Annotated in this window: 16 protein-coding genes, 1 tRNA gene and 4 pseudogenes; 15 read left to right on the forward strand and 6 right to left on the reverse strand. The window is 72.9% G+C overall.

Annotated elements, in window-relative coordinates; translation table 11 throughout:
• Positions 1-154 precede the first annotated feature (154 nt).
• Together ACGF8A_RS06205 and ACGF8A_RS06210 are read right to left on the reverse strand one after the other, a co-directional pair.
• The gene (locus ACGF8A_RS06205) at positions 155-547 is read right to left on the reverse strand and encodes a very short patch repair endonuclease (protein ID WP_393105142.1); all 393 of its coding nucleotides are present in this window, start codon (positions 545-547) and stop codon (positions 155-157) included.
• 463 nt (positions 548-1,010) lie between these two features.
• The gene (locus ACGF8A_RS06210) at positions 1,011-2,027 is read right to left on the reverse strand and encodes an SEC-C domain-containing protein (protein ID WP_393104756.1); all 1,017 of its coding nucleotides are present in this window, start codon (positions 2,025-2,027) and stop codon (positions 1,011-1,013) included.
• A gap of 238 nt (positions 2,028-2,265) precedes the next feature.
• Here ACGF8A_RS06210 and ACGF8A_RS06215 point away from each other — a divergent pair.
• From ACGF8A_RS06215 to ACGF8A_RS06230, 4 genes and pseudogenes are all read left to right on the forward strand, one after another.
• Positions 2,266-2,508: pseudogene (locus tag ACGF8A_RS06215) on the forward strand (sortase domain-bontaining protein); the annotation flags it as partial.
• Positions 2,509-2,564: 56 nt separating this feature from the next.
• Positions 2,565-2,876, forward strand: a complete 312-nt coding sequence (locus ACGF8A_RS06220; protein ID WP_393104758.1) for a DUF6412 domain-containing protein — start codon at positions 2,565-2,567, stop codon at positions 2,874-2,876.
• Between the two features lie 104 nt (positions 2,877-2,980).
• Positions 2,981-3,691: a YidC/Oxa1 family membrane protein insertase gene (locus tag ACGF8A_RS06225; RefSeq protein WP_393104760.1), complete on the forward strand. Its 711-nt coding sequence runs from the start codon at positions 2,981-2,983 to the stop codon at positions 3,689-3,691.
• A 130-nt stretch (positions 3,692-3,821) separates the two neighbouring features.
• Complete coding sequence (locus ACGF8A_RS06230) at positions 3,822-4,679, forward strand: fumarylacetoacetate hydrolase family protein (protein ID WP_393104762.1); 858 nt, start codon at positions 3,822-3,824, stop codon at positions 4,677-4,679.
• 509 nt (positions 4,680-5,188) lie between these two features.
• Here ACGF8A_RS06230 and ACGF8A_RS06235 read toward each other — a convergent pair.
• Both ACGF8A_RS06235 and ACGF8A_RS06240 read right to left on the reverse strand, forming a co-directional pair.
• Positions 5,189-5,704 carry a heme-degrading domain-containing protein gene (locus ACGF8A_RS06235; protein WP_393104764.1) on the reverse strand — a complete coding sequence of 172 codons (516 nt, stop codon included), beginning with the start codon at positions 5,702-5,704 and terminating at the stop codon, positions 5,189-5,191.
• Entirely contained in the window at positions 5,701-6,786 is a 1,086-nt protein-coding gene (locus ACGF8A_RS06240; protein WP_393104766.1) for a Gfo/Idh/MocA family oxidoreductase, read from the reverse strand. Before ACGF8A_RS06240 ends, ACGF8A_RS06235 begins: the two co-directional genes overlap by 4 nt.
• 118 nt (positions 6,787-6,904) lie before the next feature.
• On the opposite strand from ACGF8A_RS06240, the gene ACGF8A_RS06245 reads away from it, so the two are divergent.
• The 9 genes and pseudogenes from ACGF8A_RS06245 to ACGF8A_RS06285 form a co-directional block, all read left to right on the forward strand.
• A complete protein-coding gene (locus tag ACGF8A_RS06245) occupies positions 6,905-7,987 on the forward strand; it encodes an ROK family protein (protein WP_393105144.1) in 1,083 nt (360 codons plus the stop codon).
• A gap of 201 nt (positions 7,988-8,188) precedes the next feature.
• The gene (map, locus tag ACGF8A_RS06250; protein ID WP_393104768.1) at positions 8,189-8,965 is read left to right on the forward strand and encodes a type I methionyl aminopeptidase; all 777 of its coding nucleotides are present in this window, start codon (positions 8,189-8,191) and stop codon (positions 8,963-8,965) included.
• A gap of 102 nt (positions 8,966-9,067) precedes the next feature.
• A complete protein-coding gene (locus ACGF8A_RS06255; protein WP_393104770.1) occupies positions 9,068-9,952 on the forward strand; it encodes a hypothetical protein in 885 nt (294 codons plus the stop codon).
• A 31-nt stretch (positions 9,953-9,983) separates the two neighbouring features.
• Positions 9,984-10,094: pseudogene (locus ACGF8A_RS06260) on the forward strand (GntR family transcriptional regulator); the annotation flags it as partial.
• A gap of 10 nt (positions 10,095-10,104) precedes the next feature.
• The gene (locus tag ACGF8A_RS06265; RefSeq protein WP_393105152.1) at positions 10,105-10,314 is read left to right on the forward strand and encodes a hypothetical protein; all 210 of its coding nucleotides are present in this window, start codon (positions 10,105-10,107) and stop codon (positions 10,312-10,314) included.
• Between the two features lie 76 nt (positions 10,315-10,390).
• Positions 10,391-11,170: an HAD-IIA family hydrolase gene (locus ACGF8A_RS06270; protein ID WP_393104772.1), complete on the forward strand. Its 780-nt coding sequence runs from the start codon at positions 10,391-10,393 to the stop codon at positions 11,168-11,170.
• A gap of 158 nt (positions 11,171-11,328) precedes the next feature.
• Positions 11,329-11,853 carry a hypothetical protein gene (locus ACGF8A_RS06275; RefSeq protein ID WP_393104774.1) on the forward strand — a complete coding sequence of 175 codons (525 nt, stop codon included), beginning with the start codon at positions 11,329-11,331 and terminating at the stop codon, positions 11,851-11,853.
• 6 nt (positions 11,854-11,859) lie between these two features.
• Entirely contained in the window at positions 11,860-12,525 is a 666-nt protein-coding gene (locus tag ACGF8A_RS06280; RefSeq protein ID WP_393104776.1) for a class F sortase, read from the forward strand.
• Positions 12,526-12,616: 91 nt separating this feature from the next.
• Positions 12,617-13,168: pseudogene (locus ACGF8A_RS06285) on the forward strand (glycoside hydrolase family 6 protein); the annotation flags it as partial.
• 59 nt (positions 13,169-13,227) lie between these two features.
• Here ACGF8A_RS06285 and ACGF8A_RS06290 read toward each other — a convergent pair.
• Both ACGF8A_RS06290 and ACGF8A_RS06295 read right to left on the reverse strand, forming a co-directional pair.
• Positions 13,228-13,344 (reverse strand): annotated as a pseudogene (locus ACGF8A_RS06290) (GntR family transcriptional regulator); the annotation flags it as partial.
• 90 nt (positions 13,345-13,434) lie between these two features.
• Positions 13,435-13,508 (reverse strand) — tRNA-Lys (locus ACGF8A_RS06295).
• A 187-nt stretch (positions 13,509-13,695) separates the two neighbouring features.
• On the opposite strand from ACGF8A_RS06295, the gene ACGF8A_RS06300 reads away from it, so the two are divergent.
• Together ACGF8A_RS06300 and ACGF8A_RS06305 are read left to right on the forward strand one after the other, a co-directional pair.
• Positions 13,696-14,817, forward strand: a complete 1,122-nt coding sequence (locus tag ACGF8A_RS06300; protein WP_393104778.1) for a peptidoglycan-binding protein — start codon at positions 13,696-13,698, stop codon at positions 14,815-14,817.
• Between the two features lie 48 nt (positions 14,818-14,865).
• Positions 14,866-15,993, forward strand: coding sequence for an SPFH domain-containing protein (locus tag ACGF8A_RS06305; protein ID WP_393104780.1), 1,128 nt, complete (start codon positions 14,866-14,868; stop codon positions 15,991-15,993).
• The last annotated feature ends 71 nt before the right edge of the window (positions 15,994-16,064 follow it).

Consider the following 16,064-nt stretch of genomic DNA (forward strand, 5'->3'; position numbering starts at 1 on the left):
CAGATCCTCATACGTTATTGGTTGAGAGCCGTTGATGAATCAATCGGTGCCACATTTCATCGCGACAGCATGACCTCTGCCGCAATCCTGCAGAAAAATTGCCGCGATAAGTGACAAAAGGGCACATGTGGGCTTTGGTCTCACTTGCCGCCGCTCACGTCGTACCGGCGATCCCCTTCCCCGATGCGAGGGTTTCCGTGATTCGATATGTCACCTCTTCGACGCATTCGTGTTCCCAGAAACGCAGTACCGTCCAGCCCTCCGTAACCAGATGCGCGGTGGTCTCGGCGTCGCGGGACATGTTCTTGTCGAGCTTGACGCGCCACCACTCCGCGTTCGACTTCGGTTGCGTTGCGTGCTGTGGGCAGCCGTGCCAGAAGCAGCCGTCCAGGAAGATCGCGAGCTTGGCCCTGGGGAAGACAATGTCGATGGTGCGACGAGGCATGCCTGGCACAGGGACGTTCACTCGGTAGCGCAGCCCCGAAGCGTGCAGGAGCCGCCGCACCGCCACCTCGGGAGCCGTGTCCCGACGGCCTTGGCGACTCATGCGGGCTGAGACGGCGGCTGAGGAGGGGATGGCGTCTGACACGAAAAATATTCTGCCGGCGTCTCGGTGAGGGTGACCGTGTCTTGCCGTTCCAGGGCACTGGAAGGATCGTTGGCTTCAAGGCGCCCACGGCCGCCCGCCTTTCACGAGGTTGGCGGTTCCGGGGCGAGTGTCAAGAGCGCCCTTCGGGCGTCGGCTTCGCCGATTCCGCTTCGCTCCACTCTTGACACTCGCCCCTCCACCGCGGTGTTCGTCCTGGCCGGGCGGCCCAGGGATGGGGTCTCCGGGACCTGCGGATGCGTGGTGGCGGGTATCGCCGGGTGCGGGTGCCGTGCAGTGTGGGGGTGGCGGTACAGCGCGCCTGTGCGGCCTTCATCACGGAAGGCAGCGTCATGCGCTGCGCCCCGTGTACCCGGTCTGCCTTCCACGAGCCGGAACCAAACGGTGGGGCGATGTCAGGGTCTCAGTGTTGGGTGCCGTGGCACTCCCCATAAGCCCGCCCCGACCCGCACCAGCATGCCGCCCCCGACTCCGGCGGCCAGGCCACCGCCCGGCCCCGCGCCGCGAGGGTCGTCGCGTACTGGGGAAGCAGGGTCGTGTCGTCCGGGGTCGTGCCCTCCGAGGCCGCGAAGGCCTCGTAGGAGGGGACCGTGCCGGTGACCACGCCCAGGTTGGGTGTGCCGGAGGCGGACAGTTCCCGCAGGGACGTCTCTATGGTCGACAGGTGTTCCTCGTGGGAGGGGTACTCCGCGGACAGGGAGGGGTACGCCGTCAGGAGTTCGGTCAGTTCGCCCGCCGGCCAGTGCAGGACCGCCACGGGGAAGGGGCGGGAGAGGGCCTCCCGGTAGGCGCCCAGTTCGGCGCGGAGGCGGGAGATCTCCGCCTCCAGCTCCGCCGGGTTGTCCGAGCCCAGGGACCATACGCGCTTCGGGTCGTGGAGTTCGTCCAGGGAGACCGGCATCGAGTGGAGCGTGTCGGCCAGGATGTCCCAGTCGTCGTGGGCGAGGCCCAGCATGCGGCGTACCCGGTGGCGGCCGAAGAAGAGGGGGTGGACGGGCTGCGGGGGACGCGCGCCGTCCGTCGTGAGGAGGCGGGTGGCCTCGGTGAAGACCTCCTGTGCCGTCTCCAGCTCGTCGTGCGCTTCGAGGGCCTCGGCGACGATCACCCAGGGTGCCGCGTCCCGCGGGGACGCCGTGCGGATGCCGTCGATGATCGCCCGGGCCTCGGCCTCGTGGCCGTACTCCCAGAGGTTCGAGGCCTTCAGGGCCCGGACCAGGTACGGGTTCTCCACGCTGTCCCCGGAGGTGAGCAGGCGGTCGTAGAGCGCGGTCGCGGCGGGGCGGTCGCCGGACAGTTCCAGGTGGGCCGCGGCCCGCAGCAGCAGGGCTTCGGCGTCCTCGGGGTACAGGCCGGCGGTTCGCTCCAGGCGGGCCGCCTCGGTGGTGTGGTCGACGTTCTCGGCAGGCGTGTCGGGGCGCATGGGGGACACCGTACTGCCGTGTGGTGACAAAGGAGAGGCCGGTCTCCGGCCGCCCGCAGGACCTCGCCGCCCGGCTGCGGCACAGTGAGGGTATGGATGACACGGCCCCCGGCCTTGCCGGGGGCCGTGTCATCGCGGCTGCCCGCCCAGGATCTTGAGCAAGGGGGCGCGCGGGGAGCGTGCCGCCTGGTTCCGGGACAGTGAGGGGAACCTGCTGGGGATGGCGAGCCCGTCGTGCGGTGACCGGATCGTCGTGGAGACACGGTCGGCGGTGTACACGTACGCGGTCGACCAGACCCTCGCGCAGACCTCCGCCCACGACACCGCGGTGATACGGCCCGTGCCGCGCAGCCTCGTCCATCCCGGCCGCGGCTACCGCGGTCCCGGGTACTACATCACCCTGACCACCTGCACGCCCGTGTACACGTCCAAGTACCGCCTGGTGGTGTGGGGAACGCTCCTTTCCACGCGCCCGCGGTGAGGTATAAACGAACGGACACGCGAACAGCGGCGACAGCGCGAGGGAGGGGAGCCGGGATGATCCGGAAGTGCGCGAGGCCGCGCCCCGCCGTCCTGCTCCTGATCCTCTTCCTCGACCTGGCGCTGCTGGACGCCGGCACCCTCTCCGCCACCGTCGCGCTCGCCGCGACCGCCGCGGCCGGGTCGGCGCTCGCCGTCTGCACGCTGGTCGCCGCACGCTGCGCGCCCGCCGTGCCGCCCACGCGGGTGCGCACCGCCATCCGCGACCGGGACCGCCGTACGGCCTTCCTGGCGCAGCGCGACCCCGACGCCAAGGGGCGCACCCGCCCCCGAGCGCCCGGACACGCCCTCCTGACGACCGTCGCGTAGGGCACGCCGCACCACCCACCCCCACCACACCGTGACCCCGCGCGGGTCGTCATGCCGCCATTCCCTGTTCCGGCACGACGAGACCCATGACGGAGGGCTCACCCATGTCCGTTTTCGCCGACCTGGTCGGGCAGCTCGCCCAGTTGCTCCAGCCGCTGTTCCACGCCTCCGCGGCCGCCGCCGCGATCGTCCTGTTCACCGCGCTCGTACGGCTGCTGGTGCTGCCGCTGTCCCGGGCGTCCGCGCGCGGGCAGAAGGCGCGCACCGAGTTGCAGCCGAGGATCGCCGAGCTGCGCAGGAAGTACCGGAAGAATCCCGAGCGGCTTCAGCAGGCCGTACTGGAGCTGCATGCGAAGGAGAAGGTGTCACCGCTGGCCGGCTGCCTGCCCGGTCTGCTGCAGTTGCCCGCGTTCTTCCTGCTCTACCACCTGTTCTCCAACCCCACGATCGGCGGCGAGGCCAACGCCCTGCTCGGCCATCGGCTGCTCGGCGCGCCGCTGGGGGACCGGTGGCTGGACGCGCTGGGCGACGGCGGGCCGTTCGGTGCGGTGGGCCTGGTGTACGTCGGGCTGTTCGCGGTCGTCGCGGTCGTCGCGGTGTTCAACTACCGCCGTACGCGGCGGATGATGGCCGCCGGCCGTCCCGTGCCGGACGAAGCGGAGCAGCTGCCCGGTCTGGGCGCCGTCACCCGGGTCATGCCGTTCATGTCCTTCTTCACGCTGGTCACCGTGGCGGTGGTGCCGCTGGCGGCCGCCCTCTACGTGGTCACCAGCACGACGTGGAGCGCGGTGGAGCGGGTCGTGCTGTACCGGTGAGCGCGGGCCTCCCTACGGTCCAGTACGTGAACGGGGTATTGCGGACTGGACCGCTGCCTTGGACGATCGACCAGTCCTCCGATGGCTGCACACGTCGGCGGGCGCCCCACGATCGAGGGAGATTGTGACCATGAAGCTGCTGCGAGTCGGAACGGCCGGGGCGGAACAGCCCGCGCTGCTCGACGCCACAGGCGTGCTGCGGGACCTGTCCGGACTCGTGCCGGACATCGACGGTGCGCTGCTCGCCGACGACGCGGCGCTCGACCGGATCCGTGCGGCCGCCGACGCCGGGGAGCTGCCCGCGCTGGACGCGGCGGGGCTGCGGACCGGGCCGCCGCTGGGGCGGATCGGCAAGATCGTGTGCATCGGCCTGAACTACCACGACCACGCCCGGGAGACCGGCGCCGAGCCGCCCGCCGAGCCGGTGGTCTTCTTCAAGGCCGCGGACACGGTCGTGGGCCCGAACGACACGGTGCTCGTGCCGCGGGCGTCCCGGAAGACCGACTGGGAGGTGGAGCTGGCGGTCGTCATCGGCCGTACGGCCCGCTACGTGGAGTCCGCCGAGGCGGCGCTCGCGCATGTCGCCGGGTACGCGGTGGCGCACGACGTGTCCGAGCGGGAGTTCCAGATCGAGCGGGGCGGGACCTGGGACAAGGGCAAGAACTGCGAGACGTTCAACCCGCTGGGCCCGTGGCTGGTGACGGCGGACGAGGTCCCCGATCCCCAGAAGCTGTCGCTGCGGCTGTGGGTCAACGGGGAGCTGAAGCAGGACGGGACGACCGCGGAGCAGATCTTCTCCGTGGGGGAGGTCGTGCGGTACGTGAGCCAGTTCATGACCCTGTATCCGGGCGATGTGATCAACACCGGTACGCCCGCGGGTGTCGCGATGGGGCAGCCCGAGCCCAGGCCGTATCTGCGGGCCGGGGACGTGGTCGAGCTGGAGATCGAGGGGCTGGGGCGGCAGCGGCAGGAGCTGAAGGACGCCTGAGGCGGGGTGGCGCACCCTCGCGAGCGGATGCGGGCGGCGTCCCCCGCCGGGGTGGCGCACCCTCGCAAGCGGATGCCGGCCGCGCCCCCCGCCGGGGTGGCGCAGCCGCAGGTGGGCGTGCCGCACCAGGCGCCCGCCGGGCGTTCGGTCCGCCTGGGTGGCGCGGCGGGTGCCCGCCGGGGTGGCGTGAGCCAACTTCGCCGGGATGGCGCACCAGGCGCCCGCCGGGCGTTCGGTCCGCCTGGGTGGCGCGGCGGGTGCCCGCCGGGGTGGCGTGAGCCAACTTCGCCGGGATGGCGCGCCGGGCGCCCGCCGGGTGTCCGGCCCCGGGCGGCGTATCGGGGCCCTGCGAGCGGATGTGGGCGGCGGGCCCCCGCCCGGGTGGCGTGGCCCAACACCCGCCGGGGTGGCGCAACCCTGCCGGGGACGTAACCCCCCGGCTGGGTCGGAGCCCCCGGCCGCCGGAGTCCGCGCCTTACAGCTGGGCCGCTCGGGATAATCCCGCGGACTCAGGCCTGATCGCCCAGAAGGTGCTCCAGCGCCTCCACCACGATGCGGTGGTCCTGGAGCTGCGGCAAGCCGGACACCGTCACCGAGCCGATCACGCCCACGCCCTCCACGGTGATCGGGAAGGAACCGCCGTGCGCCGCGTAGGCGTCCGGGTCCAGCCGGGAGGACTCCTCGAACGTCGTGCCCTTGGCCCGGAAACGGGCACCCACCAGATACGACGCGGATCCGTAGCGCTCCACCACGCGGCGCTTGCGGGCGATCCAGGCGTCGTTGTCCGGGGTGGAGCCGGGCAGGGCGGCGTGGAAGAGCTGCTGGCCGGCGCGGTGGATGTCGATGGCGACCGGCGCCTGGCGCTCCCGGGCCAGCTCCACCAGCAGCGAGCCGAGCGCCCAGGCGTCGGCGAAGGTGAAACGCCGGAACACCAGGCGGCGTTCCTGGGCCTCCAGCTCCTCGACGGTGGGCGTGAGTTCCGGCGTGAGCTTCGGGGTCGTCGCGCTCGCGTGGCTGTGTGTCACAGGGTCACCGTCACTCCGTCGCGGGCCGAACGGCGGGCCGCTTCCAGTACGTCGAGGGCGGCGGCCGCCTCCAGCGCGGTCACCGGGTTGGGGGCGCCGTCGCGCAGGGCGGCGGCGATCCGCGCGTAGTAGGCGGGGTAGTCGCCGGGCAGCGTGGGCACGGGTCGGCCGCCACCGCTCAGCGGGGACTCGCCGGAGCCGACGCGGCCCCACAGGGACTCGACTTCCGTGCCCCAGTCGGCGGTCGTGCCGGGACGCCGGCCGTCACGCAGCGCCGCCTCCTGCGGGTCGAGGCCGTACTTGACGTAACCAGCCCGCGAGCCCAGCACCCGGAAGCGCGGGCCGAGTTGGGCGGTGGTCGCGGAGACGTAGAGGTGGGAGCGGACGCCGTTCGCGTGGGTGAGCGCGATGAAGGTGTCGTCGTCCGTCTCGGCGCCCGGGCGGCGGATGTCGGCCTCGGCGTGGACGGAGGTGGCCGGGCCGAAGAGGACCAGGGCCTGGTCGACGACGTGGCTGCCCAGGTCGTAGAGCAGACCTCCGATCTCCGCGGGGTCCCCCGACTCCCGCCAGCCGCCCTTGGGTTGCGGACGCCACCGCTCGAAGCGGGACTCGAAGCGCCATACGTCGCCCAGCTCACCCTCGGCCAGGAGGTGGCGCAGCGTCAGGAAGTCGTTGTCCCAGCGGCGGTTCTGGAAGACGGAGAGGAGCAGGCCGCGCTCGTCGGCGAGGGCGGCCAGCTCGCGGGCCTCGGCCGCGGTGCCGGCGACGGGCTTGTCGACGACCACCGGCAGTCCGGACTTCAGGGCGGCGGTGGCGAGGGGGACGTGCGTCCGGTTCGGGGACGCGATGACGACGAGGTCCAGTTCGCCGGCGCGCGCGAAGAGCTCGTCCGGGGTGGCCGCGACCCGCACGCCCGGGTGCTCGGCGCGGGCCTGCTGCTGCCGCTCCGGGTTCGAGGTGACCACCGTGTCCAGGGCGAGGCCCTCGGTGGAGGCGATCAGCGGGGCGTGGAAGACGGAGCCCGCGAGCCCGTAGCCGACGAGGCCGGCGCGGAGGGGCGGGCCAGGGGGTGTGCCAGTCATGCATCCACTTTCGCAACGCTGTTGCCAAAGTGCAAGCGGAGGGGACAATAGGAACGTGAACAGGCCGAACACCACCAATGGAGCGGGCGCGGGGCGGGGCGCGCGGCCCGATGTGCGACTGGGGGCGAACCTGCCGGCGGTGCGCAGTCACAACGCCGCGCTCGTCCTCGAACTCCTGCGCAGGGCAGGGACGGAGGGGGTCAGCCGGCTGGAGCTCGCCGAGCGGACCGGACTGACACCCCAGGCCGTCAGCAAGATCACCGCCCGGCTGCGGGACGAGGGGCTGCTGACGGAGGCGGGGCGCCTCGTGTCCACCGGAGGCAAGCCGCGGACGGTGCTGCGGCTGGTGCCGGGCGCCGGGCATGCCGTGGGGGTGCACCTGGACCGGGACGAGCTGTGCGTGGTGCTGGTCGACCTGGCCGGCACGGTGGTGGAGGAGCGGCGCACGGAGATGGACCTCGGGGCGGGAGCGGAGATCGTCGTGGGGGACGTGGCCGGGCTCGTCACGGAGGTCCTCGGCGGTGCCGGGGCCGGCTGGGTGCGCTCGCTGCTCGGGGCCGGAATCGCCCTGCCCGGTCCGCTGGACCATGTCCACGGGGTGCTGCACCGGGTCACCGGGTTCCCCGAGTGGGACGGCTTTCCGCTGCGCGAGGTGCTGGGACGCCGGCTGGGGCTGCCGGTGGTCGTCGACAAGGACACCAACGCCGCCGCCCTGCGGCTGGCCGTGGCGGGTGGGGGCGGATCCTTCGCGTACCTGCACTTCGCGGCGGGCCTCGGGTGCGGGCTGGTGATCGGGGGCGCGGTGCACCGCGGGGCGCGGACCCAGGCGGGGGAGTTCGGGCACCAGGTCGTGCAGCTGGACGGGCCGGTGTGCGGGTGCGGCAACCGCGGCTGCCTCGAGGCGCTGTGTCTCGACGCCGTGGCACGCGGGGACGTGGCGGAGGCGGCGCGCGTCCTGGGGGTCGGCGCGAGCAACCTGGTCGCACTCCTCGACGTGGACTTCGTGCTGCTCGGCGGCCGCGTCGTCGCTGCCGAGCCGGAGCCGTTCGCCCGCGGCGTCGCCGGAGTCCTGGACGAACGCGCCCGGCGGACCGGGGAGGACGCGGTGCCGGTCCGGATCGCGGAGGGCGGGCGGCGCGTGGTCGCCGAGGGCGCGGCACAGCTGCTGCTGGCGCCGTTGTTCGGGCGGGGTGGGATGTGAGGGGCCGGCCGGCGCGCCCTCGGCAGGCCATCGCCGGCCTCACCCTTCCCGGCCACGCACCGGCCCTCACGGAGCCGCCACCGCCACCGTCCCGGCCTGCGGAGCGGACCGCCGACGGCCCCGCCGCCGGCGCACGGACGCCATTCAAATACCGGTATAGTTTTACCGGTATAGTTATTGGTTCCGCGAGGAAAGTGGCACATGATCGAGATCCTGAACCCCTCCCTGCTGGCCCGGGCGAAGGACACCGGCGCCCTGGTCGCAGACATCCTGCAGACACTGAAGGGCCGGTGCTCGGCCGGCACGAACCTCCTGGACATCGACCGGTGGGCCAAGGCCATGATCGCCGAGGCGGGGGCCTCGTCCTGCTACGTCGACTACGCGCCGTCCTTCGGACGCGGCCCGTTCGGCCACCACATCTGCACGGCAGTCAACGACGCGGTGCTTCACGCCCGCCCCTACGACCACACGCTCGCCGACGGCGACCTGCTCACCCTCGACCTCGCCGTCTCCAGGCGCGGCACCGCGGCTGACGCCGCCATCAGCTTCGTCGTGGGCGATGCGCGGCCCCCGGAGAGCATCGCGATGATAGAGGCGACCGAGCGCGCACTGGCCGCAGGGATCGCCGCCGCCCGCCCCGGAGCCCGTGTCGGCGACATCTCCCACGCCATCGGCACGGTGCTCGGAAAAGCCGGGTACCGGATCAACACCGAATTCGGGGGCCATGGCATCGGGTCGACGATGCACCAGGACCCGCACGTCGCGAACACCGGGCGACCCGGCCGTGGCTACACACTCCGCCCCGGACTGCTGCTGGCGCTGGAGCCGTGGGTCATGGCCGACACCGCCGAGCTCGTCGTCGACGCCGACGGATGGACGCTGCGCAGTGCGACGGGCTGCCGGACGGCGCACAGCGAGCACACGATCGCCATCACCGAGGACGGAGCCGAGATCCTCACGCTGCCGACGCCGTCGTAGCCGCAGGAGCGCGGTGGCCGGTCTGCCCGATCGGGCGGACCTGTTGGGCCGTACGGCGCGGTGTTCTCGCCGAGCCGCAGGCGGGCGGCGCGCAATGGAGACATGCGACTGTGCACGCCCGTCTCCCTCTGTCTCGCCGCAGCCGCCACCCTCCTCGGTGGAGCCGCGTCGCCCGTGCACGCGGCTCGCACGGAGGTATCGCCGGTGCACACGCTCCCCGCGTCCGTGTCGCCGGTGCGCACACCGTCCGTCCCGCCGGCGCACACGCCCGCCGCGCGCGCCCTGCACGCGGTCCCCGCGCCCCAGTGCGCCGCCGCGGACGACCGGCAGTTCCCGATCACCACGCGCATCGTCGGCGGGCCGGGGTCCTACGAGGCCGGGGGCGGGTTCGGGACCTGGTCCATCGAGCTGGGCAACACCACCCGCAGCGCCTGCACCGGCATCCACCCGGTCGTCGTCCTCGTCGACGGCGAGCGGGCGCTGACGCCCTCGCAGCCGCGGCTGGAGTTCTACGAGGGGGCGCGGCCCCGCGCGGTGCGGTTCGAGCGGACCGACCGGGACGAGCTGGTCGGGGTCTTCGACGAGGGGTTCGCGGGCTTGACCGTGCAGCCGGGGCGGACCCTCAGCGTGCGGGTACGGCTGGCGTTCACCTCCGACGCCGTGGCGAACGACGTCACCGCCAACGCGGCCGTCGTGCAGCGGCGCGAGGACGACGGCGACTGGGTCGGGCAGTCGAACGACTACCGGTTCCGGGTGCGGGCGGAGTCGGAGACGGAGACGGAGGGCAGCGCCGAGCCGGAGGGCAGCGCCGAGGCGGACGGGGACGACCCCTCGGCGGCGGCGTCCACCGCCCCCGACAGCGGTCTCTCCTTCGCCGACGAACTCGCCCGCACCGGCCTCACCACCCCCCGCGGCGCCCTCGCCGCGACCTCCTTCCTGCTGATCGTCACCGGTGCCGCCCTGGTGATGGTGCGCAGGCGCCGCTGAGCCCGGGTGCCGCCCGTGCGACGATCCCTGGTTGGACTACCCGAACGACCAGGCCCCCGGCGCCCCCGTCCGCCACGGCATCCCGGAACACGGCCGCATCCCCAAGTACTACGCGGTCAAGGCGCGGCTCGACCGGCTGATCGAAGTGGACCGTGTGGGCCGTCTTCCTCCTCCTCTTCCTGCCCCTGTTCGCCCTGCCGCTGCTCGTAGTCCTCGGCGCCTCCATCGCCACGAACCGGTCGAGCGTGCTGCCCTCCCTGCGGATCCCCGGCGGCACCACGACGGCCCGCGTCCGTTTCCGTTACACGGCGGGCAACAACTGGTACTGGGTGATCGACGGGGTCAGGATCACCCAGTCCTGACTACGCTGGGGGCGTCGGTACGCCGCGGTTCCGGCGCCCCCGCCTTTTCGCACCACGCCAGGAGTGATCGACGCACATGGCAGAACGCAAGCCCATCGACTCATGGCTCACCGACATGGACGGAGTGCTGATCCACGAGGGTGTCCCGATCCCCGGCGCCGACTCCTTCATCAAGAAGCTGCGGGAGTCCGGCAAGCCCTTCCTGGTGCTCACCAACAACTCCATGTACACCCCGCGCGACCTGCACGCCCGGCTCCGCCGGATGGGCCTGGACGTGCCGATCGAGAACATCTGGACGTCCGCGCTGGCCACGGCGAAGTTCCTGGACGACCAGCGGCCGGGCGGCTCGGCCTATGTGATCGGCGAGGCGGGCCTGACCACCGCGCTGCACGACATCGGGTACATCCTCACCGACCACGAGCCGGACTACGTCGTCCTCGGCGAGACCCGGACGTACTCCTTCGAAGCCATGACCAAGGCCGTCCGGCTCATCCTCGGCGGCGCCCGCTTCATCTGCACCAACCCGGACGAGACCGGCCCCTCCACCGAGGGACCGCTCCCCGCGACCGGCGCCGTCGCCGCGCTGATCACCCAGGCCACCGGCCGCAAGCCCTACTTCGCGGGCAAGCCGAACCCCCTGATGATGCGCACGGGTCTCAACGCGATCGGCGCCCACTCCGAGACGAGCGCCATGATCGGCGACCGGATGGACACCGACGTGCTGGCGGGCATGGAGGCCGGCATGCAGACCTTCCTGGTCCTCACCGGCCTGACCCGGCCCGGGCAGGTCGAGGACTTCCCGTACCGGCCGTCGAAGATCGTCGACTCGATCGCCGACCTCGTGGAGCGGGTGTAGCCGCGCCAAACCACCTGCCGGTCATCTCGGGGTGAAACCCACCCGGACGGAGTAGTTCCGCCCCCGCTGAGGATGCGGGGGCGGAGCGTGCGGGGGAGTCTCCAGGAGTCTGGAGGTTCACGATGGGTTCACTGCGACTCACTCTCTGTACGGTCGTCATGGCTGCCGCCGCACCCCTCACCCCGGCGGCACACGCGGCGGACGACGGTGTCTCGGTCAGCCCCTCCGTCCCGTCCCCCGGCAGCGAGCTGGGGCTTCGGGTGACCGGCTGCACGGGCAGGTCGGGCGCCGCCACCTCGGCAGCCTTCGTCAGCGACGCCCGGCTCAGCGGCTCGGACGGGACACTGACCGGCGAGACCCGCGTCCGCTCCGCGCTGGGCCGCGAGCACTCCTACGAGGTCAAGGTCACCTGCGAAGGCGAGGACGGCCCCAAGTCCATCACCGCCCCGCTCACCCTCGCCGGCGCCGCGGCCTCCCCGTCGGACGTCGCGCCCCCGTCCGGTCACGCCTCACCGGTCGCCCCCGTCAAGGCGGGCGGCGGCGCCGCCGCGGAGTTCGCCACCGAGGACGCCCGGCAGGCCGGACCCGACGCGGCGCACACCGTCACCGGACTGGTCCTGGCCGGCGTGGCCGGTGTCGCCGTCATGGGCCTGCGCGGCCGCCGCGACCGCAGGACGGGTTGACCGCTCATGTCCTCCCGGGAAGGTGTCACCGGCACCGGACGGCTGGCCACGGGCGTGGTCTGGGCGCTGCTGCTGCTCGGGCTGTGGCTGTGGGGCCGTGAGGTGACCGACGTACGGCACGGATTCACCACGCCCGCCACAGGCGACATGGCGGCGGTGGGCCGCCCGCCCATCGCCGCCATGCCGCCCGCCGCCGAGCCCCTGAAAGGCGCGCGGCCCCAGCGCCTGGACATCCCCGGCCTCGGCGTCCAGGCACCGGTCGTGACCCGAGGGCTCGACGCGGACGGGGCGCCCGACCCGCCGCCGTACGACCAGCCGGGAGTCGTCGGCTGGTACGGCGCCGGTGCCGAGCCGGGCACCGCCGGCACCGCGCTGATGGTGGGCCACGCCGACACGGAGACCCGCCCCGCCGTCTTCCACGCACTCGGCGCCCTGCGCCCCGGCCAGACCGTCCGGGTCGTCCGGGACGACGGCAGGATCGCCGAGTTCACCGTGGAGGACGTCACGGTCCTCGGCCGGGACGACTTCGACGCCCACCAGGCCTACGGCGCACGGAAGCCGGGGCGCGCCGAGCTGCGGCTGATCACCTGCGGCGGCACCTTCGACCGGGCCACCGGCAGCTACACGGCGAACGTGGTCGTCTCGGCGTACCTCACCGGAACCGCTCTGTAACAGCTCACGGCCGGGTCCGAAGGCGACCTCGTGGGAGCAACGCGACGTATGCCAGGATTGGGCCTTGCGGACCGGTGCACCCAAGGGGGAGTTGGACGTACGGCAGCAGGGGGGCGGCCGGAGTGCGGGCGACCGCGGTGGTGCTGGGGCGGCACTGCTCATCGCGGGCTGCTCGTCCGGCGGCGAGGACGGCGACGGCGGCAAGGACGGCGACGGCGCCGCCGGTGCCGCGATCACCCAACAGCCCGAGCAGGACTCGCCGTTCTGGGTCAACCCGCACGGCAACGCGGCCGGGCAGGTCGCCGACTACGCGCGGGAGGGCAGGAGGGCCGAGGCCGACGAGATCCGGAAGATCGCTCAGCAGCCGACCGGTGAGTGGATCGGCCCGGAGGACCCGGAGCGGGAGGCGCGCGCCTTCACCGGGGCCGCCGCCCAGGCCGACCGCACGGCCCTGCTCGTCCTCTACAACATCCCGCACCGCGACTGCGGTCAGTACTCGCAAGGCGGCGCCGCGGACGGCAACGCCTACCGGGCCTGGATCGACGGCGTCGCCCGGGGCGTCGGCGACCGCTCGGCGACGGTGATCCTGGAACCCGACGCGCTGCTGCACCTGGTGGACGGCTGCACGCCGGGCGAGTTCCACGAGGAGCGGTACGCCCTGCTGACGTACGCCGTCGGCAAGCTCAAGTCCCAGCGGAACACCCGGGAGGCCCCGAGGAACGCCATCAGCTCGGGCTCGGTCGGCAGCGGCGCCCCGGAGGTCAGCCGGCGGTCGACGATGAGCTTCTTGATCCTCTCCTGGAGGTCACGCGCTGCCATGGCCAGAGGGTAACCGGCCATAACCGGGGAGGACCCTGCTCCGCCCATGAAGAAGGCCCCTCACCGATGTGAGGGGCCTCGCTCGTCGAGTGCGCCGCCAGGGACTCGAACCCCGGACCCGCTGATTAAGAGTCAGCTGCTCTAACCAACTGAGCTAGCGGCGCCTGCTGACGTCGTTAACTCTACATGACCTCCGGGAGTGCTCCCGGCCACCGCGGGGCGGCCCGCCGGGCCCGGGGTGGGGGGCCTTACATCATTCGGACCGTCAACATGCGCACCCGGAACACAGTTGTGAAACTGATCAACGTGCATAGGCCCGGAAGATCTCGCCTGGAGTGTGAGGGGAATCGCATGGAGACCCCGGTGTTCGAGGAAATCGATCCCGCGAGCGACTGCGACTGCCCCGGATGCGCCCACTGGCGCCGCCTGCTCCCGCGTTCCGCCCCCCACCGCCCCTTCGCCCACCCCGCCGCCCGCCGCGCCCTCGCCCTCGCCGCCATGACCTCCGCCGCCCTCGGCGCAGGGCAGATCGCGCCCGCCGTCGCCGCCGTCCACGCTCCCCTCCGGCCCGGCGTTCCCGCAGGTGACGAGCCGGGGACCCCCCAGGGCGGGACGGCCCCGCTGCACGGCCCGGCCGGGACGCCGGTCAAGCCGTCGGACGCGGCGAAGACGCCCGGGATCACCCGGGAGGAGATCATCAGGCGCGCCCAGAGGTGGGTCGACGCGAAGGTGCCGTACAGCATGACCTCCTACTGGTCGGACGGTTACCGGCAGGACTGCTCGGGCTACGTCTCGATGGCCTGGAGCCTGCCGCAGAACGAGTGGACCGGCTCCCTCCACACCTTCGGCGTCCGCATCGCCAAGGCGGAGCTCCAGCCCGGCGACATGCTGCTGTTCCACAACCAGGACAACCCGCAGAACGGCTCCCACGTCGTGCTCTTCGGCGGCTGGAGCGACCACACCCGGACGTCCTACATCGCCTACGAGTCGACCAGCCCGCACGCCCGCCGGGCCGTGACCCCGTACGCCTACTGGAGCAACTCCGCCCGCTACGTCCCGTATCGCTACAAGGGCGTGGTGGAGACCCCGCCCGCCACCCCACCGGAGACCCCGCCCGTGACTCCTCCCGAGACGCCACCCCAGACCCCGTCAGTGCCCCCGGCCGACGCGCAGCAGGGTGACAAGCGGGCCCCGGCACCCCACGCCGGGCCCGGCCAGCCCGCCTCGCACGGGGTGCCGGGCTACCCGGGGCGTGCCATGTTCCGGCCCGGCGCGAACAACCCGTACATCACCCAGCTCGGCAGGCAATTGGTGAAGAAGGGGTTCGGCAGGCACTACCCGAACGGGCCCGGCCCGCGCTGGGGCGAGGCGGACCGGCGAGGCGTCGAGGCATTCCAGCGCACCCAGGGCTGGCGGGGCGGCGCCGCCGACGGCTTCCCGGGGCCGGAGACCTGGCGCCGGCTCTTCTCCTGAGCCGCTGATCCCCTACGTACGCATCTGGCGCGGAGGCTGGAGACACGCATGACCACGACCACTCCCCAGACCCCCGACCCCGGGGGAGCGGAGCAGGCCCCGCCGGCTCCGGCCCGGCCCACCCGGGTGATCCACACCGAGGCCACCACGGAGATCCCCGTCCACCTGCTCTTCCGCGACGACCCGGACCCGGTGTCGGTGCAGCTGCGGCCGGCCGTGGTGGGCCGCCGGCAGGGCACGGGCGAGCAGCCGCGGCTGCGCCGCCCGGTTCCGGCCCGGGCCCGCCCGGTGCCGCACGTCGACCCCGATCTGGTGGAGCGGCCCGCGCGGGTGATGCCCGCGGCGGTGGGGGTGCTCGCCGGTGCCGCCGGTGCGGCCGGGTGCGCGGCCACCTCGTGGTGGGCGGGCACGATGCCGCCGGCGGTGGCGGCGGCGCTGGGGCTGCCCGCCGCCGGGGCCGCTCCCGGTCCTGCGCTGTGGGCGGCGTACGCGGGGGCCGGGGCGCTGGGCCTGTTCGGGGTCGGCGGCCTGGCGCGGGGGCGGACCGGGCGGGCCTGGGTGCTGGGCATGTTCGGCCGCTACCGGGGGACCGTGCGGCGGACCGGTCTGATGTGGGTCAATCCGCTGCTGCTGCGCCGCAGGGTCGACGTACGGCTGCGGCACTGGCGCAGCGAGCCGATGCCGGCGGCCGACGGGAGCGGGGTCGCGCTGCGGGTGGTGGTGCTGGTGGTGTGGCGGGTGCGGGACACCGCGCGTGCGGTGCTCGCGGTCGAGGACCACGAGACGTATCTGCGGGTCTGCGTGGAGGCGGCGCTGGCGCGGGTGCCGGTGGAGATGCCCGGGGCGGCGAAGCCCGCGGTGGACGCGGCGGCCGACGCGCTGACCCGGCTGGTGGCGGCGGACGCGACGCCGGTGGGACTCGAGGTGTTCTCGGTGCGGCCGGTGCGGGTGGAGTACGCCCCGGAGGTGGCCGACGTGATGCACCGCCGCCGGATCGCCGCGCTGGACGCCCAGCACCGGGCGAGCGTGCTGACGTCGGTGGTGGACTCGGTGGAGGACACGGTGACCCGGCTGACCATGCGAGGGCTGGTGGCGCTCGACGACCACGAACGCAAGGTGCTGGTGAAGGACTTGACGGTGGCGTTCTGCGCGGGCCGGGCAGAAACAGGCCACTGATTGGTATGGACATGTTCAACTCGCAGCAATAAACTCAGCCTTGGTCTAGACCTGCAAGCTCAGTGAACTTC

Origin of the sequence: Streptomyces sp. NPDC047706, assembly GCF_043204795.1 — a bacterium.
Lineage (GTDB): Bacteria > Actinomycetota > Actinomycetes > Streptomycetales > Streptomycetaceae > Streptomyces.

Excerpts from the sequence above, each read along its gene's own strand:
- ACGF8A_RS06205 (WP_393105142.1), bottom strand. The coding sequence starts at position 547 with ATGAGTCGCCAAGGCCGTCGGGACACGGCTCCCGAGGTGGCGGTGCGG.
- ACGF8A_RS06210 (WP_393104756.1), bottom strand. The coding sequence starts at position 2,027 with ATGCGCCCCGACACGCCTGCCGAGAACGTCGACCACACCACCGAGGCG.
- ACGF8A_RS06220 (WP_393104758.1), top strand. The coding sequence starts at position 2,565 with ATGATCCGGAAGTGCGCGAGGCCGCGCCCCGCCGTCCTGCTCCTGATC.
- ACGF8A_RS06225 (WP_393104760.1), top strand. The coding sequence starts at position 2,981 with ATGTCCGTTTTCGCCGACCTGGTCGGGCAGCTCGCCCAGTTGCTCCAG.
- ACGF8A_RS06230 (WP_393104762.1), top strand. The coding sequence starts at position 3,822 with ATGAAGCTGCTGCGAGTCGGAACGGCCGGGGCGGAACAGCCCGCGCTG.
- ACGF8A_RS06240 (WP_393104766.1), bottom strand. The coding sequence starts at position 6,786 with ATGACTGGCACACCCCCTGGCCCGCCCCTCCGCGCCGGCCTCGTCGGC.
- map (WP_393104768.1), top strand. The coding sequence starts at position 8,189 with ATGATCGAGATCCTGAACCCCTCCCTGCTGGCCCGGGCGAAGGACACC.
- ACGF8A_RS06255 (WP_393104770.1), top strand. The coding sequence starts at position 9,068 with ATGCGACTGTGCACGCCCGTCTCCCTCTGTCTCGCCGCAGCCGCCACC.
- ACGF8A_RS06270 (WP_393104772.1), top strand. The coding sequence starts at position 10,391 with ATGGCAGAACGCAAGCCCATCGACTCATGGCTCACCGACATGGACGGA.
- ACGF8A_RS06275 (WP_393104774.1), top strand. The coding sequence starts at position 11,329 with ATGGCTGCCGCCGCACCCCTCACCCCGGCGGCACACGCGGCGGACGAC.
- ACGF8A_RS06280 (WP_393104776.1), top strand. The coding sequence starts at position 11,860 with ATGTCCTCCCGGGAAGGTGTCACCGGCACCGGACGGCTGGCCACGGGC.
- ACGF8A_RS06300 (WP_393104778.1), top strand. The coding sequence starts at position 13,696 with ATGGAGACCCCGGTGTTCGAGGAAATCGATCCCGCGAGCGACTGCGAC.
- ACGF8A_RS06305 (WP_393104780.1), top strand. The coding sequence starts at position 14,866 with ATGACCACGACCACTCCCCAGACCCCCGACCCCGGGGGAGCGGAGCAG.